The following is a 23,605-nucleotide window of genomic DNA, read 5'->3' as shown; positions in this document are numbered from 1 at the left end:
TCCTGCTTCCCGATCTTTCTTAGTTTTTGTGCTGCTCCAGATACTCTGCAACATCACCGACAGTTACCATCGTTTCCAGATCCTCGGTCGGGATTTCCACGCCGCAGGTGTCCTCGAGGGACATGACCATTTCAAACAGATCCAGGGAATCTGCTCCGAGATCCTCTTTGAAGGAAGTCTCCGCTGTGATGGTATCGATGTCTGCTCCCAGTGCTTCTGCTACGGTTTCTTTTACTTTTTCTAACATGTTTTTGTCCTCACTTTTTTTCTTATTCTTCTTATTTTATATGGGCGTTTCTTACCATTCCAGGTACGCCGCGCCCCAGATCAGTCCTGCTCCGAAACCGGAGAGAACGATTCTCTGTCCTTTTTTGGCTCTGCCGGACCGGTTCCACTCATCCAGCAGAATCGGAATGCTCGCCGCACATGTATTGCCGTATGCTTCGATATTCCGCGGAAATTTTTCTTTCGGTGCTTTCAGTCGTTTTGCCACGCCGTCGATGATGCGGCTGTTTGCCTGATGAAGGATAAACGCATCAATCTCTTCGACCGCCATGTCGGCTTCCGCGAGCACCTCGCGGATGACTTCCGGCACGCGGGATAAAGCAAACTGGAACACGGCACGGCCGTCCATCTGCAGATACGTTCCCTTTTCGCAGGTCAGCGACACGCCTTTTTCTCCATCAGAATGGATCTTTTCGCACGCTTTTGTCTCCTGCTCCTCTGCCGTCAGCACAACGGCTCCCGCGCCGTCCCCGAACAGAATGCAGGTTCCGCGGTCACTCCAGTCCACCAGGCGGCTCAGGGCATCCGCGCCGATCAGCAGCACGTTTTTTGCCTTGCCGCTCCGGATATACAGCTGGCCCAGCTCATACACCGCAAGAAATCCGGTGCAGGCGGCGCTGACATCGAGACAGGCGGCACGGAAGGCACCGATTTCATCCTGCACAAGACAGGCGGTATTCGGAAAGATGCTCTCCGACGAGGAGGTTCCGACAAGAATCAGATCCAGTTCTGTCGAACAGATCCCGGCATTTTCCAGCGCTCTTCTCGCCGCCTTTACTGCCATTTGGGCAACCGTCTCCTCCCCGGCTATGTGGCGCGCACCGATTCCCGTCCGCTCCCGGATCCAGATATCGCTCGTATCCACCATCTTTTCCAGATCTTCATTTTTCCATATCGTCTCCGGTACATACGAACCGGTTCCCGCAATTCTGCCGTTTTTCACCTTACTGTCCTCTTGCTTATTTCATTCTCAAACATTTTTCTTTTCAAATGTTTTGATATTCAAAGTATATCATCAAAATTCATTTTGTCAACCTTTTTTTATTGCTTTTTCCATTTCCCACTTCTATAATGAAACTATGTTCGGGATTTTTTCGAAACTATTTTTTCCGGATTCTATTATTTTGAGCCCCGGCGCAGGTTCTCTATCGAACACTCCGGCAGGCTCCAGAAAGGACACCAAACTTATGCAGGTTCCAATGTCATCCTATCTTGTGGAAATCAAACCACAGATTCAGGAACTGATCCGTCTGCTCGAGCGCGAATTCGATTATGTCAGCGTGCTCTGCACCGATGTCAAAGGTACGACCTACCGCGTCAGCATGCATCAGACCACCGTCGGCGATTATCACTTCTGTGAACGCGGCTTCGTTGTCCGTGCATGGCAGGACGGTTCCTACACCGAATATTCCTTCAACAACCTCACCGATGCCGCAGATCTTGCGGAGGAAATTACTTCCGCGCTGAAATCCGAATTTCAGGCATTAAAGGCACTCGGCATTGCGCAGATGGAGTCTCCTCTCGTGCAGGAAGAAGCCATCGCAAAAACGATGCAGAATGAAATCGAGATTGACCCAGAGACCGTCTCCGCAGAGGAGATTCTCTCCCACCTTCGGAAACTCTGCAACGCCGGCGCTGCCCATGAAGGAATTCTGGAATTCCAGAGTACCGTCAGCTTTGCCCGTGTCAACAAGCTGTTCCTCTCCTCCAAAAAGGATCTGATGCAGTCCTACGCTTTCTCGGAGGGCTCCCTTTCCGCAATCGGCACAGAAAACGGAAAACAGAATATGTCGTACCGTTCCTGCTCCGGCCTGAAAGGCGTGGAAATCTTAAATGAGATGGATGCGATTGTTGAGGAAATCATCGCCGTTCTGTACGACAAGCTCCACTCCGATCCGGTCATCCCTGGCATGTACGATGTCATCACCGCACCGGATGTCACCGGCGTGATTGCACACGAGGCATTCGGCCACGGTGTCGAGATGGATATGTTTGTCAAAGACCGCGCACTCGCCAAAGAGTATATCGGCAAGCCTGTTGCCTCCCAGCTCTCCTCCATGCACGACGGAGCAGTCGGCGCACAGCAGGTCAGCAGTTATCTTTTTGATGATGAGGGAACGCCCGGCACCGACACCACGGTCATCGACCACGGTACACTCGTTACCGGCATCAGCGATCTCGTAAGCGCACTCCGCCTTGGCACCACGCCGACCGGAAACGGAAAACGCGAGAGCTTCGAGCGCAAAGTCTACTCCCGTATGACCAACACCTACTTCACCGCAGGCACAGACAAACTCGATGATATGATCGCTTCGATTGAGCACGGCTATCTTCTCGAAAGCGTTCAGTCCGGTATGGAAGACCCGAAACACTGGGGCATCCAGTGCATGGTCGGACTCGGCCGCGAGATCAAAGATGGTAAGCTGACCGGAAAAGTCGTATCTCCTGTCACCCTGACCGGCTACGTTCCGGATCTCTTAAAGAGCATCTCCATGGTTTCCGACAAAGAAGAGCTCTTCGGCTCCGGCATGTGCGGAAAAGGTCACAAAGAATGGGTCAAAGTCAGCGATGGCGGCCCGTATCTGAAATGTAAAGTGAGGTTAGGCTGATGAACGAATTATACGATGTATTAAAAACAAGCAAAGCCAGCGACTTTCTGATCCGCGAAGAGCAGACCGAATCCCGCGAGGCATTTTTCATCGGTCAGAAGCTCGACATGAGCCGCGCGAAAAAAGTAACTCATACGTTTCTGACCGTCTTTGTCGACAGTGAGGATGGAAAATTCCGCGGAAGCGCAGAAAAAGAGATCCACCAGGGCATTTCCCGCGAAGAAATGAAGCAGGAAATTGACCAGGCGCTGTTCGCCGCACAGTTTGTGCAGAACCCATGGTACCCTGTTGCAGAGCCATCGGATGCCCAGGCAAGCGCCGACACGGCTGATGCTTCCCGCGATCTTACCGCTGAACTCGTAAAACTGGTGCAGGCTATGCAGGAAATCAAGGCGGAAGAGGATTCCCGTGTAAACTCATATGAGATTTTCGTCAACCAGAAGCAGACACACATCCGCAATTCCCGCGGTGTCGATGTCACCTTCTCCGGCTTTGACTGCGAGATCGAGGTTGTCACAAACTCCCGCAAGGATGATCATGAGATTGAGATCTACAAGGATCTCCGCTTCTCCGACAAATCTGCCGAGAAGATCATCGCCGAAGTGCGCGGAATGTTCCACACCGGCCGCCAGCGTCTGAATGCTGTTCCGACCCGGCAGAATGAGCATGCTGATGTTCTCCTGACCGGAAATGCCGTCGGCAGCTTCTTCCAGTATTTTGCCATGCATACCAACGCTTCTTATCAGTATATGGGCGTTGCAAAAGCAAAAATCGGTGAAGCCATCACCGGTGCGGATGCGGATCCGCTGAATATCCGCCTCGTGCCGACGCTCGACGGCTCTGCCAAAAACGCGCCGTACGACGAAACCGGTATGCCGGTAGCCGAGCGCGTTCTGTTTGAAAACGGCATCTGCCGCTCCTACTGGGGCAGCCTTCAGCATGCCCATTATATCGGCATGAAGGATACTACTTCCATGAATAACATGGTAGTTGAAGGCGGTTCGAAAACACTCGACGAGCTGCGCAGCATGCCGCATATAGAAATCACCGATTTCAGTGCGTTTGATATGGATGCCGTAAGCGGCACCTGCGGCGGTGAGATCCGGCTCGCGTATGAGAGCGACGGAACCACCTCCCATCCGACAACCAGCGGATCACTTTCCGCCCGTTATGACGATGTGCTGAAAAATCTGACTTTCTCGAAAGAGACACAGCAGATAAACAACCGCGTGGTGCCGTGTGCGGTACTGCTGCGGGATGTGACGGTGGCGGGAGAATAATTTTTCATTCTGCAGCATACGAAAAAGGAGCATCTCCAGGTTTCAAGTTCGAAACCGGAGATGCTCCTTTTTAATTTTCTGTGTTTATGTTCAGTCTTTTCTTCGTCTTCTGGATTTCTTTTTGCTTCCAAAATCCGGAACAACGACCAGGGTGTTAAGACCCAGATAAGTTTCAACATCTTCTGCCGTTTTGATATTGTCATTCAGCACAGTCTGCAGTGTCAGAATTGCCAAAACAAGAACAAAATTTCTAAACAGTAATGGGGTCTGACCCCAATGTGGTTATTTATAATCGTGTGTTTTCAGTGTTGTCGTAATCAGGTTGTGGACCGGCGTATCGTCTTCCACGGCCAGTATCAATGTCTTATTCATTTAAATTCACCTCACTGAGCGGCAGCGTAAAACGAAAATGACAGCCGTGCGGAGCGCAGTCACGAAGCACCAGTTCCCCGCCATGCGCATTTACAATGGAGCGGCACAGCGCCAGCCCAAGGCCAAGGCTTCTGCGGCTGTCACTCACCTTATTTTTTCCGGAATAGAACATTTCAAATACATGCTCCCTGCACTCCGCCGGAATGCCGGGTCCATTATCCTCCACCGCAATCCATACGTTTTTTTCTTCTTTTCCGGCTGTAATCCGGATCTTGGATCCTGCCTGTGTATATTTTACTGCATTGTTGATCAGGTTTACCAATACCTGTACAATCAGCTTTGCATCCATGCGGGCGAGCAGTACATCTTCCCCGCAGTCCACCGTAATTTTATGTTCGTTTTTCCGCCGTTCTACATGGCGCAGCGCCTCACGGACTACATCCTCAACCACCTGATCGGATAACTGCAGTTTTACACTTCCATCTTCTATTTTCGTAAGCGCAAGCAGATTTTCCACCAGTTCAATCAGCCATCCGGCATCCTCATAAATATCCGAAAAAATCTGTTTCCGCATCCCTTCGTCCAGTGCGTCAAAGTTACTGATCAAAGAGTCTGCATTGCCGAGAATTGATGTCAGTGGTGTGCGCAGATCATGGGAAATCGTCCGCAGCAGATTCACCCGAAGCTGCTCATTTTTCGCCATGACTGCCGCCTCTTCTTTTTCTCTCGCACTTTGTTCCCGATCCAGTGCCATGGCGCACTCTCCCAGAATAGAAAGCAGGATACTGTTCTCAAACGCATCCAGTGGCTTTTGTCCGATGAAAATGCCGATCACACCATATCTGTTCTGTGCCGCATAGATGGAAAGGTACAGATACGGTTCTTCAGAAAAACGTTCTGTCATAGCTCCCGCCCGTTTCCGGTTTTTCAGAACCCACTGCAGGATTTCCTGTTCTTTCACATTAAAAACTTTTTCTGATTTTATTCCTGTTTCGGCGTTATAAAGAGTTCCCTGCACAATGCCGTTTTTCTTTTTTTCTACCGGCGCCACAACCAGATTTCTTCCCAGAAGCTTTATCAGCTGCGTTGCCGTAATATCAAAAATTTCTGACGCATCCTCTGCCTTTTGCAGAAGCTGGCTGGTATTAAAAAGAATCTTGGTTCGAAAGGCATCTCGTGCAGAAAGCTTTGCATTTTCTTTCAATTTTAAAGCAAGCGTACTGGTCAGGATTGAAGTGCCAAGCATGATCGCAAAGGTCACCGGATAGCCGGAACCATACGCATACAACGAAAGCCTTGGCTCTGTCATAAAATAATTAAACAGGATAACACTTGCCACAGAACTGATTACACTACAGGTATAACCGCTGGTCAGAATAGATGTCAGCATGACGCCAAACAAATATACGGTAATGATATTGGCATCGGTAAAACCGAGCCGAAAAAAGATTTCTCCAATTCCGGTCGCAGCAGCCAGAATCAGAACCGTAAGCATCAGTTCTTTCCAGGAAGGCAACTCCATCCACTCCAGAAATTTTTTTCGTTTCTGATATCTCCGGTACACGTCTGAGTCTGGAATGATGTGAATTTCCAGATCAGGCACAAGATCCGTCAGACGCTCGGTCCACACCCTTCGCTGATGGAAATAGCCCTGCTTCATCATGCTCTTTCCAATGACAATCCGCGTCACCTCGGAAATTCTTGCGTATTCTGCAATCTGCAGGGCAATATCCTCACTGTGTGTCGTTACAATTTCTGCCCCGCTCTGCTCTGCCAGACGAACATGCTTCTGCAGCCTTGCCAGATCCTCCGGTGTTTTTTCTGTTTTTTCTGCTGTCTGCACATACAATGCCGTAAAGCCGGCCTGAAACGCCTGTGCCATCTGCGCCGCAGTCCGAATAATTTTTTCATTGGATGGCGAAGAGGACAGACACACCAGGATATGCTCTTTTTTTTGTTTTTCTTTTTCCAACTGTCTCACCCCACCTCCTATTGTAGATCATAAATGAAGAGAAAGCTATAGTCAGGAAATCTTTTTTTCTCCCGTTCCCTGTTCTTGTTTTCTGTTTTCCGTGAAATTTTGTCCCGTTTCCGGTTCCTCTCTTCTGTTTTCCGTGAAAAATGTCTCTATCTGATCCACGAGCACACCTCCAGACAAAAAACCGACCAGGGTAACGAAGAGCAGTCCTACACTTAACACAGAAATCACCTCTCTTTCAGATTCGAAAACATTTCTGGATCGCTTTATATTCACCAAGAACCAATATGGTAGCATCGCCATCCAGAACTGTCTCCGGAGACACCGCAACATCTGTTTTTCCATATTTTCTTGTTGCCAGAATATTAATACCGTATTTTTTCCGGATATCCAGCTGGCCGACATTTTTTCCAATCCAGTTCTCCGGGATTTCAACCTCAAAAATCGCATACTGACTGTCAATTTCAATATAGTCAAACACATGATCCGAGCTGTAACGAATTGCTGTCCATTTTGCCATCTGTTTTTCCGGATAAACAACCTGATCCGCTCCGTTCCGCAACAGGAATTTTTCCTGTACATCCCGTTCTGCCCGGGACACGACCCATTTTGCGCCCAACTCCTTCAAAAGACACGCGGTTTCCAGCGAATCCTGAAAGCTGCTTCCGATCGTCACAATACAGACATCATAATTTCCCACACCAAGGGATCGCAGAAAGTCTGCATTGACACTGTCACCGATCTGTGCATTTGTCACATACGGCATCACGGCGTCGATCCGTTCCTCATTTCGGTCTACCGCCATCACCTGATGTCCAAGCTGATTCAGATGCATGGCAATATGTCTCCCAAATCTTCCTACTCCAATCAGTAAAATATTTTTCATCTCATCTCTTCCTCTCTTCTTATCCTACATTTATTTTTTCCAGCGGCATTTTTGCATGTGCGCTCTTTCTCCCCGGCATCGCAGCATAAACAAGCGTCAGACCGCCAACCCTTCCAAGAAACATCAGTGCGATCAGAATTCCTTTCGAAAGAACACCGAGCTGCGGCGTAATTCCAAGCGTCAGGCCAACCGTTCCAACAGCAGATGCTGTCTCAAACAGACACTCAGAAATCGGCAGATTTTCTGCCACACTGATCACCATTCCTCCCATCAGCACCAGAAAAAGATACATCATCAGAATCGTAGATGCATTTTTTAATACCTCCTGGCCCACCCTGCGTCCAAACATCTGTGTGTCCTCTCTCTGACGGAACGTAGCAGACGCATTAGCTGTCAGCACGGCAAATGTGGTAATTTTCATTCCGCCAGCCGTTGATCCCGGTGCTCCGCCAATCATCATCAGAACAATCATAATCGCCTGGGAAGCACCTGTCATCCCGGAAAGATCTGCCGTATTAAATCCGGCCGTTCTTGTTGTCACGGACTGAAACAATGCGCAGAGCGTCCGCTCCTTGACCGGCATTCCGGCGAAATCCCGGAAGAAAAAGAAGGCCGCCGGAACAAAAATCAGAAACAGACTTGTAAGCAGGATCACCTTGCTTTGCATGCAGTACTGACGAAAATGGTATTTTTTTGTATAGATATCATCCCAGGTCAGAAATCCGATTCCACCTGTTACAATCAGCCCCATAATCGTAAGATTAACCAGTGGATTTCCCACATAAGAAGTCAGGGACGGATACAGATGATCCGTTTTTCCAAGAAGATCAAATCCTGCATTGCAGAATGCGGATACAGAATGAAACAACGCCATCCAGATTCCTTTTCCGCCGTAATCCCGTAAAAAAACAGGCAGAAGAAACAACGCCCCCAACAGTTCAATTCCAAAGGTTCCTTTGAGGATAAAACGCGTCAGGCGCACAATTCCGCCCACCTTCGGGGCAGAAATCGCATCCTGCATCGTGCTTCGCTGCATCAGGGAAATTTTTCTCCCGGAAAGCATCGCAATCGAAACAGCGATCGTAACCACACCAAGACCGCCGATCTGAATGAGCAGCAAAATCACGCTCTGTCCAAAGACGGACCAGTAGCTTCCTGTATCTCTGACTGCCAGTCCTGTCACACAGGCGGCTGATGTTGCAGTAAACAGTGTTTCTGTAAATGGCGTTACATTTCCTTCCCGCGAAGCCACAGGAAGCATCAAAAGCAGTGCTCCTGCCAGAATTACCCCCGCAAATCCAAGAATGATAATTTCAAACGACGACCATTGTTTCCTGTATCGCAGTTTTATACTCCACATTTCTCTTTTTACTCCTTCTTTTTGATTCCTCCTTATTTTAGAGACTTCCGCTTTAAAAACGTATAAATACCTTTTCCATGGCATTAAGATTGTATAAAGATTTTTCGAATTTCAAACCAAAAAACAGGAACCGCCCAAAAGTTTCCCACAACAGTAATGGGGTCTGACCCCAATGTGTGTATATTCTTCTTTTATCGCAGTAACGCATTAGTTGGTTAAACTACCGATTTTTCTCCTTTTGAAAGTAGATTCTTTTGTCATAAATATCAAAAAAAGTATTTGCAAATCCTTACGTATCAGTTATTATGCATATAATCTATTGAGAAGTTCGTGCAGAATTATGCAATTTTGTTTTTAATAAATACTCTGTTTCCTTTTCCAACGGCATTTTGTTGACTTTTTACGTCAAACAGAACGGATCAAAGGGTAAAACACCAAATTTTTTCACAAAAAATCACTCAACGTAATTACAGATGAACTCGGATCCCTATCCCGAAAAAACATCGCACCTTATTTTCGAAAGGAGATATCAATTTTATGTTTCATTTTCTAAAAGGAAAGAACAAAGAAAATGTTCTTTACGCACCTTGCAAAGGAAAAGTAGTTCCGCTTTCCGAAGTCCCGGATCCTACCTTTTCCGAAAAAATCCTGGGGGACGGATTTGCAGTGATTCCGTCTGAGGGAAAAATTTATGCACCGACAGACGGTGAAATAGCCATGGTATTTGATACTCTTCATGCCATCACGCTCATAAGCAGCTCCGGAACCGAAATCCTGATCCACATCGGCCTGGATACGGTTACACTAAAGGGCGCACCGTTTACCGCACACGTTGCAGCCGGCGATCAGGTCAAAAAAGGAGATCTTCTGATGGATGTCGATCTGGACAAGATCACCGGGACCGGATTGAACACAGTCACTCCGGTACTGATTTGCAATACCGATGATTACGGGAAAATCAGCTTGAAAAAAGAGGGCGAAGTTTCCTTAGACGAAGCCGTTCTCAGTATTTCCTGATCTTTTTTTGATCTTTCGTCAGATGAATCTTCATCCTCTTCTTTTATGAAATGTACGCTTGAAGTCTTTTCTCACTTGCTTTTGTGAAATGCACTCTCAATGTCTTTTCTGCACTTGCTTTTGTAAGTATATTGGATGGATTCGGTAAATTCACGTATCTAATTGGAGGTATCCAGTTATATAAATTATCTTTTAAGGAGGGAGAAATATATGAAATTTCTTCAGAAACTAGGGAAAGCCCTCATGCTTCCTGTAGCAGTACTGCCGATCTGCGGTATCCTGATGGGTATCGGATACCGGCTGTGTCCGGCAACGATGCAGGGCGGCGAGATCTCGGGCGCAGTAAACCTGATCGGTCTGTTTCTCGTAAAAGCAGGAGCAGCTCTGATCGACAACATGGCAATTCTCTTTGCAATCGGCGTTGGTGTCGGTATGTCAGAAAAGAATGACGGTACCGGCGGAATCGCAGCTCTGGCATCCTGGCTGATGATCACAACACTTCTTTCTACCGGAGTTGTTACAACTATCATCCCGTCCATCGCTGAGAGTGCTACAAAGACGCTGGCCTTTGACAAGATCGAAAACCCGTTCATCGGTATCCTGGCCGGTATCATCGGATCTGCCTGCTATAACCGTTTCAAAGACACCAAGCTTCCGGACTGGTTATCCTTCTTCAGCGGCAAACGCTGTGTAGCAATTGTTTCCGGTGTTGTTTCTATCGTTGTATCTGCTGTTCTGTTACTGGTATGGCCATTACTGTTCGGTGCTCTGGTAGCAATCGGTAAATCTATTGTCAGCCTTGATGTTGTCGGTGCCGGTATCTATGCATTCCTGAACCGTCTGCTGATCCCGACCGGATTACATCACGCTCTGAACAATGTATTCTGGTTTGACACGATCGGTCTTGGTGACTTGAAGCACTTCTGGGCTGGTGAAACATCTGCTGATGTAACCTGGAGCCTTGGTATGTACATGTCCGGATTCTTCCCATGTATGATGTTCGGTATTCCTGGTGCTGCACTTGCTATGGTAAGATGTGCAAAACCTGCAAAGAAAAAAGCTGCGATCGGTCTGGTAGCTTCTGCTGCAGTCTGCGCATTCATCTGTGGCGTTACAGAACCTTTTGAGTTCGGATTTATGTTCCTTGCTCCTGTTCTGTACGTAATCTATGCATTACTGTATGGTATCTTTACTATGATCACAGTTGCTCTCGGCTTCCGTGCAGGATTCAGCTTCTCCGCCGGTGCTATGGACCTCCTGTTCTCATCCTCACTGCCCGCAGCACAGAAAATATGGCTGATCATTCCGCTTGGAATCGCAGCATTCCTCGTATTCTACTTCGTATTCCTGTTTGCTATCAAGAAATGGGATCTGAAGACTCCTGGACGCGAAGATGACGATCTCGAAGCAGAGAAAAAAGTAGAACTGGCAAGTGATAACTATACCGCAATCGCAGCTAAAATTCTGGAAGGCTGCGGCGGAAAAGAAAACATCACAAGCATTGATAACTGCGTTACAAGACTGCGACTGGAAGTGAAAGATATCACTGCCGTAAACGACAAGGTAATCAAATCTGCCGGCGTGGCAGGCGTGATCAAACCTGGCAAAACCTCTGTACAGGTTATCGTTGGAACAAAAGTTCAGTTCGTAGCTGACGCTTTCTCCAAACTTTGTGAATAATATTTACCCAGGTAGTTCAAAAGGAGCATATCGCTGCTGCGGTATGCTCCTTTTAATTGCGCAAAGTTTTCCTTATTTTCTGCCCTTTCGCAGAGCAGGAACCCGGCTGTTGTTTGTCAAATGGCTGCTATCAAAACCAAAGGTCGGATTACTGGTGGTTCCGAAAACGTGTGCATATATGTGGGGAATCGCCGTGTGACCTCAGCTCTTGTTCTAAGCACCGAGCAGCTTTTCGGGACAGGTACAGCACAGTACATCGTTTCGTAAATGTATTTTTTTAAAATCTTGTTATGAAAAGGAGTGCGAAAAAACGTAACTTTGTTTTTTCGCACTCCCATTTTCTCTCCCAAAAAACGCCGCAGCTCTCGTCTTACTTCGCGCTGTCTGCATCAATCACGGACTGGATCTGTTTCATCAGCGTATCATAATTCTCCTGATTGTCGATTCCGCCGAGCATCGGTTCTCCCACAATATTTCCATTTCGATCGACTAAGATTGTGGTCGGAAATGCCATAATATCGGAAGCATACTTTCCTGCAGCGGAAGCAGAGTCAATGGAAAAATTGCGGTATTTCGCACCCTGGCTTTCAAGAACCGCTGCTGCTTCTTTGATCGCATCCTGATTTCCGTCGAAGGTTTCTGTGTTGATGCCTACAACCTCGCCTCCCATGGATTTGATTGCATCGTTTAATTCGTTCAGCTTGGATAACTCAGCAACACAAGGCTTGCAGCCGGTAAACCAGAAATTCACGACCGTTACCGCATTTTTGGAAAACAGACTTTCGTCAACTGTGTTGCCATCATAATCCTGACCCGAAAAATCCCGGAACGGAGATGCCTCTTCGGAATCGTTTTTCGCGTTGCTATCTTCCGATGCTGTATTGCCATTTTCCATTTCCGCTATCTGTTCCTCGATTTTTCGTATCGTTGCAATATCATCCGTCAGTGTATTCAGCTCGTCCTCTGAAAAAGAGTCCTTGTTGGCTTCAACCGTGTCTGCCAGATAATCCCCATAATTTCCGCTCGGATCAGCCGTGCTTTTATTCATCATGCCAAACACCTTATTCCATACATCCGCATGATCTGCAAAAATCTGGTTTTCCTGCTGATATAAATCGTCCAGCTTTGTGCCGGAAGCCCCTGCCGTTTCGGTTCCGGATTCCGCAACAGATCCCGTAACAGCTTCTGTGCCGGATTCCGTCTGTGTTGTCTGCGTTTTCTTTGTGTCTGCAGCCTCTTTTCCGTTGCATGCGGTAAGTAATAATGCTACGCTGAGTGTAAAAACAGGGATAAAAGTTCTTTTGGTTTTCATAAGTTATGGCTCCTTTTAAGATAGTATAATGTAAAAAACAAGAATTCAATATCATCCTTCGATACTTCGTGATCTGCTGCTGATCAATGGTTTCTGATCTCTGACTGTTGATCTCCGGTGTCCTTTTTCTGACACGTTTTTCCCAGAAACTGATAGTGGATCGCATCCTTCGGGCAGGCCTTGATGCAGGCTCCGCATCGGATGCATTCCGGATGATTTGGGGTCCGGCACACGTCGATATCCATTTTACATGACCTGGAACACTGGTTGCATCCGACGCATTTGCTGTTTTCAATCGTGATATGTAAAAAGCTTACCTTATTAAATAAGGAATAGATTGCCCCAAGAGGACAGATCCATTTGCAGAAAGGTCTGTAAAACAAGATGCTGAGCACGACAACCGTAATCAGAATACCGAATTTAAACGAAAACAGCTTGCCCAGTGCAGACCGGATTGCGGCATTTCCGATGGAAAGCGGGATCGCCCCCTCCAGAACGCCCTGCGGACAAATATATTTGCAGAAGAACGGATCTCCCATCCCGATCGAATTCGTTGCAAACATCGGCAGAAGAATCACAAAAACAACAAGGATGATATATTTCAGATACCGCAGCGGCTTCAGTCTGGCCGTAGAGAATTTCTTTCCGGGGATTTTGTGAAGCAAATCCTGAAACCATCCAAACGGACACAAAAAACCACAGATGAATCTTCCCAGTGTCACGCCGAGTAAAATCAGGAACCCGGTTATGTAGTAGGAAAACTTAAATTTGGATGATCCGACAACCGCCTGAAAGGCTCCGATGGGGCACGCTCCCGTCGCGGCAGGACAGGAATAACAGTTTAGTCCCGGTACGCATACCGTTTTCGCTTTGCCCTGATATATTTTGCCCTGAAAAAAATTGGGGATATGAGGATTGGTAAGCAGTGTGGCCGCTGCCTGGATCCACCCGCGTATTCCGGCTATTTTCTTTGATCGTAACTTCTTTTTCTTATCCAATTCCGACACACTCCAGACATAATTTAATTGCTTTCCCAAGCACAGCAGCCGCTTCCCCTCTGACGGCGCCATAGCCCATCATTGCTATGCCTGTGATAACTAAAACAATTTGAGATATTTTTCTGCATTTCAAAATGTGGTTGCTCCTTTGATTTTATTGATTGACCAGCTGACTCTGATATTATACAATAGCTGTTGTAAAATCATTGTTAAGAAATGGGCAGGTGAAAAAAATTTTGAGATTATTAATCGTGGAAGATGAGAAACAAATGTGTGACACAGTTGCCAGAAGTCTGTACGCCGCCGGGTACGAGGTAGATACCTGCTATGATGGCGCGGAGGCTCTGGAATGCATCCTGGCAGAAAATTATGATCTGATTGTCCTGGATCTCAATCTGCCCGGCATGGACGGAATGGATCTTCTAAAAGAACTCCGGAAGGAAAACGAAGAAACGAAGGTGCTGATCTTATCTGCAAGAGGACAGATTGCAGACAAAGTAGAAGGACTCGATGCCGGGGCAAATGATTATATGGAAAAGCCGTTCCATCTGCAGGAGCTGGAAGCGCGGATCCGCAGTCTGACAAGAAGAAAATTTGTGCAGAAGGATGTCTGTCTGGAAAGTGGCGGGATCAAATTCGATACCATCAAACGAGAGGCCTATGCCAACGGAACCCTGGTTTCCCTGACAAGAAAAGAAAACGGAATTTTGGAATATCTGCTTCTCCACCTTGGCAGACCGGTAAGCCAGGAAGAATTGATCGAGCATGTCTGGGATGCCTCCGTGGACAGCTTCAGCGGATCCATCCGCGTACATATGTCTTCGCTTCGGCGAAAGCTCAGGGCGGTACTTGGATACGATCCGATTTTGAATAAAGTAGGCGAAGGATATCAAATACGAGAGGAGTCCGACCGATGAAAAAAATATCACTGCAGTGGAGACTTACCTGTATCATTACCCTGTATATTGCGGTCATCTGTGGATGTCTGACCCTGCTTGTCTATAAAAACGGAATTTATTATATCGATTCCCTGCAGGAGACCGTAGATGCCCGGGGCGATGATGCCGAAGATCAGGACGGGGACGGTGCCACAGACGGTTCCGATCAAATCTATATCAGCATTCCGGAGGACAAGTGGGATGAATTTGCCAGAGATTTCTCTGTTCAGGTGTACAACAATAAAGCAGACTACAAAAGAAACAGCCTGATCCTTTCCGCCTTATTGGCCCTTCTTGGCGGTGTCGCTACCTATTTTATCAGTGGCCATGCACTCAGACCCATTCGTGAGTTCTCCCAAAAAATTGAGGAGGTACAGGCACAGAATCTGGCCGATTCGCGCATTGAAGAAAACAAAGTAAAAGAGCTGAACCAGCTTCGTATTTCGTATAACAAGATGCTGGAACGTCTCGCAGATGCTTTTGAAATCCAGAGACAGTTTACGGCAAATGCAGCGCACGAGCTTCGCACTCCACTGTCTGTCATGCAGGTACAGCTCGATTTATACCATTCCACCCCGCATCCGGGCAATGACGCCGACACCTTACAGACACTGAAAATGGTGACGGAGCAAAACGGCCGGCTCAGCAAAATGGTCAAGACACTGCTCGATATGAGTGAGCTTCAAACAGTAAGCAGGGATGAAACCATTGCCGTTGACGCCCTTGTCGATGAAGTACTGGTGGATCTGGAACCGCTTGCCCAGGAAAAGGAGATAAAACTGATCGGGAACTGTAAAGATACCACGATGGTCGGAAGTGACATTTTGATTTACCGGATGGTATACAATCTTGTTGAGAATGCAATCAAATACAACCATTTCGGCGGACAGGTTACCGTAACCGCATACCGGAAGGGAAAAAACATCTGCCTGTCCGTAGAAGATACCGGAAGCGGAATCCCGGCTGAATTAAAAGAACGCATATTTGAACCATTCTTCCGCGTAGATAAATCCAGAAGCCGCAAGCTTGGCGGAGTAGGCCTTGGGCTGGCCCTGGTTCGTGAAATCGTGCGCGTACATGACGGCAGAATAACCGTTCAGTCCAGCCCGTCCGGCGGAACGATCTTTGAGGTAGTCTTTACACAGTGACATCATCCCAAAAGCCAGTCGATGACATAATCTGTTCTGCAATGTCTGAAGTGCCGATTCCAGCGTATCTTCGTCCATTGCGTATTTTCCGTCCTGCATTCGGACAAGCGCGCCATATCTTTGTTTTTCATTATCCGTTAGTTTCGGAGCATACTCATATTTAAGGTCTTACCAAAACGGCGGGGCCTTGTAAAAAGATTTACCTTTCCCCAGCTGTCAAGAAGCTGTTCAATCAGTCTTGTCTTATCAATATAGTAAAAACCTTGTTGGCGAATTTCCTTAAAATCTTCGATACCAACCGGAAGTTTTAACGTCGCTGCCATTCTTCCACGCCCTTTCCGAAGCTACATTAACAGGCAAAGGATATTATATCCCAGTGCATTTTGATTTTACCATTTTGGAACTCAAATGGCAAGTTGATCCTATCTTCTGCTTTGCCTCGTTTACGGCACATCAATCAGTCCGAAGCGGTAGAACATTCCGTATATGTAGGTCACGCCCCGGATGTCGCCCAGAGCCTTTGGTCCACGCAACTCTAGGGGTCTGACCCTATGAAAATCTGAGTAGACGGGAACTATCGTACTGCTGGAAAACCCTGGTAAAAAGCGAGTAAAACGGCAGCCGTCTCCTTTTCGAGACCCCTGCCGTTTTACTCGCTTTTTCTATTCATTTTCATAGGGCATACCCCCATGTGTCTCGTTTGCTAAGGTCATGGGAATATTAGGAAAATCTTTTAATCTTATCTTTGTATCAGAATTATAGTGATCTTCTTTTGGATTGACCGCCTTGGGACCGGTCCCCGATGTACTATAAGTTACAATATGCTTAACAATAGAATCCTATCTCATCCGTCACAAATGCCTCTTTCCATTTTGCACAAATAAAGAAAAACTGTGCTGATATAAATTCCATCAATTCATTCAGCTCTTTCTTGGAAATTTTACTTCCATTACTTGCCAAAATGCATCCACCTGACTTTGTAAGCCATATTTTAGTCGCATTTGGAGTAGGCTTACCTTTTGATATATGAACATGAATTGGTTCTCCATTTTCATTAGACCAAAAATATACCGTATATCCACATACCATAAACAATTTAGGCAATTTGAATCCCCCCATTCTCCGCATACCGGTATAGCAAATGAGCATTACTATGCAGGAGTTCTTCAAACATTGCTATTTCTTCATCCGAATATCCTTGGCGTTCTGTCCATTTGTAATCAGGCAATTCACACCTTGCCGAATCAAATCCATCTTCTGTTGGTCGTTCAAAGTTTACAATAACTTTTTTCATTCCATCTTTTTCAACAATTTGTGAATGAACAATCTCCGTTTCATCTGCCAGTGTCATATATGGATACATCATACAACGTCACCCCGTTTCTTATTTTTAAACTCATTATAGCATCATAACCTGTCGTTGTCATGTGATTAAAAGCTAAATTCTTTCACTGAAAATTTCAAAAGTAAATTCCATCGTCCGCTTATGCGGTGGAATTTACTCCTACATGAGTGGAGTTTAATCTTTCATATATTCGTGCTATGCTCATGAAGACCTTCTGACAGCAGTAGAAGGAGATCTCTATGAGTAAATATATTCCTGGTAACCAGAAACATCTTTCCCTTGAAGACCGTAAATACATTGAGCGTTCCCTGAATAACGGCAGCACTTTTAAAGATATCGCCCGCTTCTTATGCAAAGATCCTACAACTATTTCGAAGGAAGTGAAACTCCATCGTGTAAGTGATTGGTATCATAAAGGATCCTTCCTTAACGCTCACAACTTCTGCATTCATAGATATCACTGCAGAAAAACAAATGTATGCAGGAAAATCATACTCTGCAACATTAAGTGTACTTCCTGTCCAACCTGTAACCAAACCTGTCCTGATTTCGTTAAAGAACAGTGTAACCGTCTTGATAAGGCTCCTTACGTCTGTAATGGATGTCCGAAAGCCATCCATCATTGTTCCATTGCTCACAAATACCGTTACGATGCTGTCTTTGCAGACCGCAAATACAAGGAATGTCTGTCTTCGTCCAGGGCTGGTATAAACATGACAAAGCATGAACTACGTCAAAAGGACATGGTCATTTCGCCTCTTATTTATCAGGGACAATCTGGAGATTCCACCTATGCAGATGCCTGCTTAAGCCGAATGACATCCAAGGCATATCGTCTTGAATTTCCTGGCAGAGATCGTAGAGTAAACAACGGTAACTAATAAACCTGCTGAGCTTTGCTCAGTTTGAAGCGGAATGGCGCTCCGTTCCTCTGGAACGGATGCGCAGTTCTTGCGGAATATGCACTATTTTAAAAAAATTACAGAATTTCTTTTTTATTCTTTTTATTTGTAATCTTATGTTCATTTCTTCTATTTTCATAAGCTCCCATTCTTTTCTAATTCCCTGCATTTTCCAGAAAGCTCTTCCTCCAACGCTCTCACATCTCTGCAAATCTTTCCTTGGATCTCCTCTGTAAATTTTTCCGGCAATGGATCTCTCACCTTCAGCTCTTCTCTCACTTCGTCCCACCATAGAAACTCTCTATACTTGCAGATCACCTGCTCCACGCATTTTCCTATCCTCGTCTCTTTCCCACATTCCTCTGCCTTTTTCTCATTCTGTAAACTTGCATAATACAAAATCGTGACATTAAGCTCTTCTATCACCTTATTCATTTTCCTGCAGTCTACCTGGGTTCCATGCGAATTTTCTTTTTCTGCCTTACGTTTTCGTTCTTCCTCTTTTCTTTGCGTAGCTATTACTTCATCATATACAAACAACTCACCATCTTGGCTGATATATCCCACTTCGCTCAATACCAGTTTCAACAATTCCGGCGCTGCATGCAGTGTAGATGAAAGCTGCGATAGCTCCCACCGTTCTGCTCTCCTGATATATTCTTCCAATTGCTCAATAGTCGGTTTCTTCTCGATTCTTTTTCCAAATGACTTCTTCAGCCATCCAATACTCTGATAAATAAAAACTACCCGTGACGCCCAGTCGATTGCATCAGCCAGGGAGTTTATTCCCAGCGTGTCCAATATCTGGGAACTGTGATATAAAAATGTTTTCCATCCCTGCAAAACCGCCTGCGCGATCTGTATTCCATCCCCGCCCATATTGTTGGCTTGTACAAGAATTCCTTTTTCCTCTGCCTCTGGAAATGTGCGAAGGAAATCCCGAATCGTCACCCTGTCATATGGGACATTCCATTCGACACCCTCCTCAAATTGGATATACGGAAACATTTTATAGCGTGTATAGCTATCCATATCATCTTTATAATACGTATAAAAAGAAACATGCCGAATCTCATGTCCATGCTTTTTGCAATAAGACACCAGATTTTCCGACAGCTCCTCCTCATGAATCAGGATCATTTCCGGAATACGATATTCCAGGCAATAGTCAATCTGTAAACTGCAGATCTGTCCATTTCCTTTTATGTATTCCTGAAGTTTTTCTTCTGCATACGTTATATTTTCCCGAATTTTCTCTTCATAACCGTCCTCTACCGCTACTCCATGAAGCTGCCCCAATTCATCCTGATAAACTGGCGCAAAAGCAATCTCATCCACTTGCCGTACATATTCTGGATGATCCTGCAATAATTTTCGCTTTTCTTCTCCTATCTGCATCAATGTATACTCAGCATACGAATAAAATGCCCGATACAATCTATGAATCAAAAGAAAATACTTATAAAAAAGCGGGACACAGCAAAGTCTTGTATCTGCTACTCCATACTCTAACAAATCCTTTTTGGCCTTTTGTAACATCCTTTTTAGATTTGTATTCATCTTCAGATGTGTGGTCTCCAGAATTTCTGACAGATCTAAATAAATTTTTTCTTCATCATAATGAATCGGTATATGGCCATGCTGCATATAGTTTCGCAGAAAGTCTACAATTTTATACTCCGAATATTGATCATATGCTTTCGAAATGAAGTTTTTCTTAAAACTTTTATCCTTAGAAATATAGAATTCATCAAATTTCTCCATAGATTCTATCAATGTCCGCCCTGCGCTGACGGCATTGCAAAGCAACGCATTGATCTGAATCACATCTACAGTTTCTCCTCTCTTAGCGAATATACGATCGTCAAATTGTAAAGAGAATTTCTCAAACATATTTTCCAAGTTAAAAACCATCATACTATATAACTCATCCAATTCACAAATATGCTGTGACATGCTGAGATACCGCCGCAATATCTGTTCATGCTCCCATGGCAGTTTCTCAAGCTGTGTTCCTGGAACATTCAAAAAATCCATTGGAATATACGCTCTTGTATTCATTGACATCCCTCCAAACCTATACAATTCTTTCTTGGAAATGCAAACTTTTTGTATACGCAAATAACGCTCACAAACTTCTCAAATTTATTACTGTATATATACCCCGTACTTACAATATAATTTGATTTTAACACCTATGTTCCAGCATAACAATCAATTCATGACTTTTTGTTTTTTTCTTTTTATAATATTTTTTACTCGTGTTTCTTCCTATTATAATATCTTTTCTTTTAGCATTTACTTTCTACTCTTCTGTTTCTTCTCATACAGCTTCCTTGGTCCGTATTTATGCTATTAAAGACTTATATTCCAAGAATATTCAAATGAGCAGGAGGAACATCTTTATAGGCGTTCTATAACAGCACATTTATAGGGTCTAAATGCTAGTATTCTCAACTCACGCCTTCACGGAAGGCGACCAGCTATAATCCCCCCCTCTGGCGCAGAGGTAGCTTCTCAACTCACGCCTTCACGGAAGGCGACTGCAAATTCAAATAATTTTTGCTGCTAAACACTTCTTATTTTTATTAATTCTTTCCAAATTTCTCATTCTAGCTTTTCTTTTTCACCTAGCTTCTCTTCGCTTTTCTCTTCATCCTGTCATTTTCCGGTGCGAATCTCCCTGTATTTTTCTGTTTATTTACCTTTCGCACTCGAAACATGTACACTCTGTCATAATATTTAATTTGCTTCATTATATCTCTCCACTAATTTTCTATCAACTGAAAATATGTTTTAATTTAATCTCTTTGCTTTTTAAAATTAACTTACTAAAGTTTTTTGTTATTTTTTACTGGCATCGTAAGATGCCAGTAATTAAATTTATAAAATTCTAATAATATCCGAACTTTATCTGATAATTGTAAGTAGGTAATCATCCGTATATTGACATTTTATAAAAGCCATCTGATACTGTTTCTGGCTGTCTGCCAAATTCTATATCAGATGGCTTAGTATTATTTTTTAGTTTAGTACGGCAGTATTCCGGAAGATCTTCTGACCATGGAAGCAGTTTCTTTAACTCTTTCTCTTTAGGAAAAGCTCCCATTTTTCTGAGTTCATCCAATATATAAGTCAGATATGCGTATGGTTTCAGATGGTTCAGAAGTGCCGTTTCTGTAATGCTGTAAACAAGGGCACTGGCACCAGCTCCCCGTACACTTTTGGCAAACAGCCAGTTGCGGCGTCCCACTGCAAAGTTTTTCAATGCACGTTCTGCACTGTTGTTGTCTATACTGAGATGGCCATCTTCCAGATAGCGTTTCAGATATGCTTCCTGATTAAGCGTATACAAAATGGCATCACCAATAAGGGAAGACCTGTCTACAGAATCTTCCATCGTATGCAGCCATTCAAACAGGGCATCCATAACCGGACGGGACTGTTTCTGGCGCTCCTCATATTTTTCTTCCGGTGTTTTATTGTGGATCATTTCCTCGATCTTATAGAGGATCCCGATCCTTGACATCGCCTGATATGCAATGGTCTCTTTCAGCTGTTCTTTTGTAAAGTCTTTTTTTTATGCTGTGAGGGCTGCATCAAAACGTCGTCTTGCATGGGTAAGGCACCCGCTTACTATGATACCTTCTCCTAAACTGTGATAAGCCTGATATCCATCACAGGTCAGATACCCATGAAACCTGTCCCCTAAAAAGTTTACAGGATGATATCCCGCACGGGTCCTTTCATAATCGAAGAGTACCATCTGCGGGGAACCACTGAATTCATCTGTGAGATATACCCACATCCAGTTCTGGGTCGTCCCTTTCTGATCCGGTTCTCCGAGTATCTGGATCCGGCTTTCGTCACAATGGATATATCTGCTTTCCAGAAGTTCCTCTTTCATCAGCTGATACAGCGGTTTCAGGTATCTGTCTGCACAGTTTATGATCCAGTTCGCCATAGTCTTTGTGGAGAGATCGAGATCATATCTGGCAAACTCTCTTTCCTGACGTGCCAGAGGCATCCCGTTTACATATTTAGCGTTCATGATACCTGCTACGAGGGAAGGTGTAGCAATGCTCCCACGGATCAGGGAAGGTTCTTTTTCCGGACGTTTCATGGATCCGCATGCCGGACAGTAACGGGCTTCCCCTTCCAGTTTATAGGTCCTGGTCTCAACGATCTCAAAATTGGAAAGATCTTCTTCCTTCTTTCCTTTTCTTTTTTTACGTTTATAAGAGGATGACCGGATCTCTTCAAAAAGTTCCTCTGTTTCCGCATCCGCATTGGCTTCTGCCTCATTGAACAGGTTCATCTGTTCATAGTCTTCGGCATACCTTTCACTGGATGCCCCAAACTGTTTTCTCTGCGCAAGGGTAAGACGGTCAGAGAGCATGGCATTTAAGAATTCGAGTTCTTTCTGTTTATCCTTCAGCAGCTGGATCTCTGTATCCTTCTTCTTTGTCTGTTCCTGTATGATCTTCATCAATGAGATCAGATCTTCACGGCTCATGTTATTCAGCTGTTTATCTGTAAAGATCGGTTCCATGTCCTGTCCTCCCTGCTTTAGCGTTATAAAAAGTATATCATGGTTCCAGCTGTTTTCCTATAAAAAACTGCGTTTCCAGATATAGGAAATACGCTGGGAAATGCCCTGTTTTTCATAATTTTTACGGGATTGACAGCTCCGCTGTCTTATGCTTACAGGATGATCTTTGGATGGTGTTCCTCAAATGCACCCCTGGGATTTAAAGAGAGCCCGTCACACAGCCAGTGGATCTCTTTCAGAGTCACCTGACGGAGTTCATCTGGAGTATCCGGCCATTGAAAAGCATTACGGTCGAGCCGTTTCATCAGGCTCCAGAATCCGGACCCGTCCCATTGAAGGATCTTTATAGAAGTACGCCGACGGTTGCAGAACGCAAACATGCAGCGTGAGTATGGGTCGAGGTGAAATTTTAATTTGATGATGGCGGCCAGACCATTGTAACTTTTTCTCAGATCAGTGACTCCGCAGGAAAGATATACCGTTGTCCCTCCTGCCAGGTCAAGCATGGCGCTGCAGGAATCCCAGTATAGATTCCATCAGTTCCGGTCTGCAGGAATCAGATATTTCAATACGGATACTGTCTGAAATAAAAATACGCACCGATGAAGATTCCTCAGAGAGCAGCTTTCTGGCAGCTTCCTGTTCAGATGGAAGTCTGACAAAGACCATATCCTGTTCAGATTCGGATGCCGGCTCTTCTTTTGCAAATCTGCGGATCCAATATCCCATCGTAGATAAAGGGATACCGTTTTCTGTACACCATTGTTTACATGTTTGTCCACTGGTCTGGTATTGTTGGATACGGTCAGACCAGAGTTTTGCTTTTTCTTCTTTATTCATAGTGATATAGAATACCTCCTGAGTTTTAAGGAGATTGTAGCAGAATAAAAGTAAGTGCAAAATAATTCGACGGATTGTGTTGCCCCAAAAAATATCCCATAAT

20 protein-coding genes and 4 pseudogenes are annotated in these 23,605 nt (G+C 45.1%); 7 read left to right on the top strand and 17 right to left on the bottom strand.

Going from position 1 to position 23,605, the window contains the following annotated elements; genetic code table 11:
- Nucleotides 1–19: 19 nt before the first annotated feature.
- Together acpP and DXD92_RS02155 are read right to left on the bottom strand one after the other, a co-directional pair.
- A complete protein-coding gene (acpP, locus tag DXD92_RS02160) occupies nt 20–247 on the bottom strand; it encodes an acyl carrier protein (RefSeq protein ID WP_022462597.1) in 228 nt (75 codons plus the stop codon).
- Nucleotides 248–298: 51 nt separating this feature from the next.
- On the bottom strand, nt 299–1,228 hold the full coding sequence (locus DXD92_RS02155; RefSeq protein WP_117509543.1) for a beta-ketoacyl-ACP synthase III: 930 nt from the start codon (nt 1,226–1,228) through the stop codon (nt 299–301).
- Between the two features lie 244 nt (nt 1,229–1,472).
- Between DXD92_RS02155 and DXD92_RS02150 the strand changes: the two genes are divergently transcribed.
- Both DXD92_RS02150 and DXD92_RS02145 read left to right on the top strand, forming a co-directional pair.
- Nucleotides 1,473–2,894 carry a TldD/PmbA family protein gene (locus DXD92_RS02150; protein ID WP_118639960.1) on the top strand — a complete coding sequence of 474 codons (1,422 nt, stop codon included), beginning with the start codon at nt 1,473–1,475 and terminating at the stop codon, nt 2,892–2,894.
- Nucleotides 2,894–4,174: a metallopeptidase TldD-related protein gene (locus tag DXD92_RS02145; protein WP_117813607.1), complete on the top strand. Its 1,281-nt coding sequence runs from the start codon at nt 2,894–2,896 to the stop codon at nt 4,172–4,174. Before DXD92_RS02150 ends, DXD92_RS02145 begins: the two co-directional genes overlap by 1 nt.
- 90 nt (nt 4,175–4,264) lie before the next feature.
- Here the strand turns inward: DXD92_RS02145 and DXD92_RS18425 are convergent, their stop codons facing one another.
- The 5 genes and pseudogenes from DXD92_RS18425 to DXD92_RS02125 form a co-directional block, all read right to left on the bottom strand.
- Nucleotides 4,265–4,408 carry a hypothetical protein gene (locus tag DXD92_RS18425; RefSeq protein WP_158579545.1) on the bottom strand — a complete coding sequence of 48 codons (144 nt, stop codon included), beginning with the start codon at nt 4,406–4,408 and terminating at the stop codon, nt 4,265–4,267.
- Nucleotides 4,409–4,459: 51 nt separating this feature from the next.
- A pseudogene (locus DXD92_RS19440) lies at nt 4,460–4,546 on the bottom strand (DNA-binding response regulator); the annotation flags it as partial.
- Nucleotides 4,539–6,527, bottom strand: a complete 1,989-nt coding sequence (locus DXD92_RS02135; RefSeq protein ID WP_118639959.1) for a DUF4118 domain-containing protein — start codon at nt 6,525–6,527, stop codon at nt 4,539–4,541. The gene DXD92_RS02135 and the pseudogene DXD92_RS19440, both read right to left, overlap by 8 nt.
- Nucleotides 6,528–6,762: 235 nt before the next feature.
- The gene (locus DXD92_RS02130) at nt 6,763–7,410 is read right to left on the bottom strand and encodes a potassium channel family protein (protein WP_022462603.1); all 648 of its coding nucleotides are present in this window, start codon (nt 7,408–7,410) and stop codon (nt 6,763–6,765) included.
- Nucleotides 7,411–7,429: 19 nt separating this feature from the next.
- Nucleotides 7,430–8,770: a TrkH family potassium uptake protein gene (locus DXD92_RS02125; RefSeq protein WP_117804786.1), complete on the bottom strand. Its 1,341-nt coding sequence runs from the start codon at nt 8,768–8,770 to the stop codon at nt 7,430–7,432.
- A 537-nt stretch (nt 8,771–9,307) separates the two neighbouring features.
- Here DXD92_RS02125 and DXD92_RS02120 point away from each other — a divergent pair.
- Complete coding sequence (locus tag DXD92_RS02120; RefSeq protein WP_118639958.1) at nt 9,308–9,787, top strand: PTS sugar transporter subunit IIA; 480 nt, start codon at nt 9,308–9,310, stop codon at nt 9,785–9,787.
- A gap of 210 nt (nt 9,788–9,997) precedes the next feature.
- Nucleotides 9,998–11,467 carry a PTS transporter subunit EIIC gene (locus DXD92_RS02115; RefSeq protein ID WP_117804788.1) on the top strand — a complete coding sequence of 490 codons (1,470 nt, stop codon included), beginning with the start codon at nt 9,998–10,000 and terminating at the stop codon, nt 11,465–11,467.
- A gap of 370 nt (nt 11,468–11,837) precedes the next feature.
- On the opposite strand, the gene DXD92_RS02110 is transcribed toward DXD92_RS02115, so the two are convergent.
- The 3 genes from DXD92_RS02110 to DXD92_RS19435 all read right to left on the bottom strand — a co-directional run bounded on the left by DXD92_RS02110 (nt 11,838) and on the right by DXD92_RS19435 (nt 13,913).
- Complete coding sequence (locus tag DXD92_RS02110) at nt 11,838–12,779, bottom strand: TlpA disulfide reductase family protein (protein WP_118639957.1); 942 nt, start codon at nt 12,777–12,779, stop codon at nt 11,838–11,840.
- 83 nt (nt 12,780–12,862) lie between these two features.
- The gene (locus DXD92_RS02105) at nt 12,863–13,777 is read right to left on the bottom strand and encodes a 4Fe-4S binding protein (RefSeq protein ID WP_118639956.1); all 915 of its coding nucleotides are present in this window, start codon (nt 13,775–13,777) and stop codon (nt 12,863–12,865) included.
- A complete protein-coding gene (locus DXD92_RS19435; protein WP_055218540.1) occupies nt 13,770–13,913 on the bottom strand; it encodes a CD1871A family CXXC motif-containing protein in 144 nt (47 codons plus the stop codon). Before DXD92_RS19435 ends, DXD92_RS02105 begins: the two co-directional genes overlap by 8 nt.
- 133 nt (nt 13,914–14,046) lie before the next feature.
- On the opposite strand from DXD92_RS19435, the gene DXD92_RS02095 reads away from it, so the two are divergent.
- Nucleotides 14,047–14,694 (top strand): response regulator transcription factor, encoded by a 648-nt coding sequence (locus DXD92_RS02095; protein WP_022461282.1) that lies wholly within the window; start codon nt 14,047–14,049, stop codon nt 14,692–14,694.
- A complete protein-coding gene (locus tag DXD92_RS02090) occupies nt 14,691–15,863 on the top strand; it encodes a sensor histidine kinase (protein ID WP_118639955.1) in 1,173 nt (390 codons plus the stop codon). The genes DXD92_RS02095 and DXD92_RS02090 overlap by 4 nt, the downstream gene beginning before the upstream one ends.
- A gap of 140 nt (nt 15,864–16,003) precedes the next feature.
- On the opposite strand, the pseudogene DXD92_RS02085 reads toward DXD92_RS02090, so the two are convergent.
- The 3 genes and pseudogenes from DXD92_RS02085 to DXD92_RS02075 form a co-directional block, all read right to left on the bottom strand.
- Nucleotides 16,004–16,186 (bottom strand): annotated as a pseudogene (locus tag DXD92_RS02085) (AAA family ATPase); the annotation flags it as partial.
- A 502-nt stretch (nt 16,187–16,688) separates the two neighbouring features.
- Nucleotides 16,689–16,967 carry a DUF4160 domain-containing protein gene (locus DXD92_RS02080; RefSeq protein WP_055227426.1) on the bottom strand — a complete coding sequence of 93 codons (279 nt, stop codon included), beginning with the start codon at nt 16,965–16,967 and terminating at the stop codon, nt 16,689–16,691.
- Nucleotides 16,960–17,214 carry a hypothetical protein gene (locus DXD92_RS02075; RefSeq protein WP_330415425.1) on the bottom strand — a complete coding sequence of 85 codons (255 nt, stop codon included), beginning with the start codon at nt 17,212–17,214 and terminating at the stop codon, nt 16,960–16,962. Before DXD92_RS02075 ends, DXD92_RS02080 begins: the two co-directional genes overlap by 8 nt.
- Nucleotides 17,215–17,447: 233 nt before the next feature.
- Here DXD92_RS02075 and DXD92_RS02070 point away from each other — a divergent pair.
- Nucleotides 17,448–17,987, top strand: a pseudogene (locus tag DXD92_RS02070) (helix-turn-helix domain-containing protein); the annotation flags it as partial.
- A 258-nt stretch (nt 17,988–18,245) separates the two neighbouring features.
- On the opposite strand, the gene DXD92_RS18670 reads toward DXD92_RS02070, so the two are convergent.
- From DXD92_RS18670 to tnpA, 4 genes and pseudogenes are all read right to left on the bottom strand, one after another.
- A complete protein-coding gene (locus DXD92_RS18670; protein WP_199696565.1) occupies nt 18,246–20,171 on the bottom strand; it encodes a hypothetical protein in 1,926 nt (641 codons plus the stop codon).
- Between the two features lie 874 nt (nt 20,172–21,045).
- Nucleotides 21,046–22,662 (bottom strand): annotated as a pseudogene (gene tnpC / locus DXD92_RS02060) (IS66 family transposase).
- Nucleotides 22,663–22,814: 152 nt separating this feature from the next.
- Nucleotides 22,815–23,168: an IS66 family insertion sequence element accessory protein TnpB gene (tnpB, locus tag DXD92_RS02055; protein ID WP_118639954.1), complete on the bottom strand. Its 354-nt coding sequence runs from the start codon at nt 23,166–23,168 to the stop codon at nt 22,815–22,817.
- A complete protein-coding gene (gene tnpA, locus DXD92_RS18665) occupies nt 23,161–23,502 on the bottom strand; it encodes an IS66 family insertion sequence element accessory protein TnpA (protein ID WP_173841882.1) in 342 nt (113 codons plus the stop codon). The genes tnpB and tnpA overlap by 8 nt, the downstream gene beginning before the upstream one ends.
- Nucleotides 23,503–23,605 lie beyond the last annotated feature (103 nt).

It is taken from the genome of Blautia sp. TM10-2 (assembly GCF_003480845.1).
GTDB classification, from domain to species: domain Bacteria; phylum Bacillota; class Clostridia; order Lachnospirales; family Lachnospiraceae; genus Fusicatenibacter; species Fusicatenibacter saccharivorans.
Note: the sequence above shows the minus strand (reverse complement) of the source record. Positions and strands in the feature narration are given on the sequence as shown.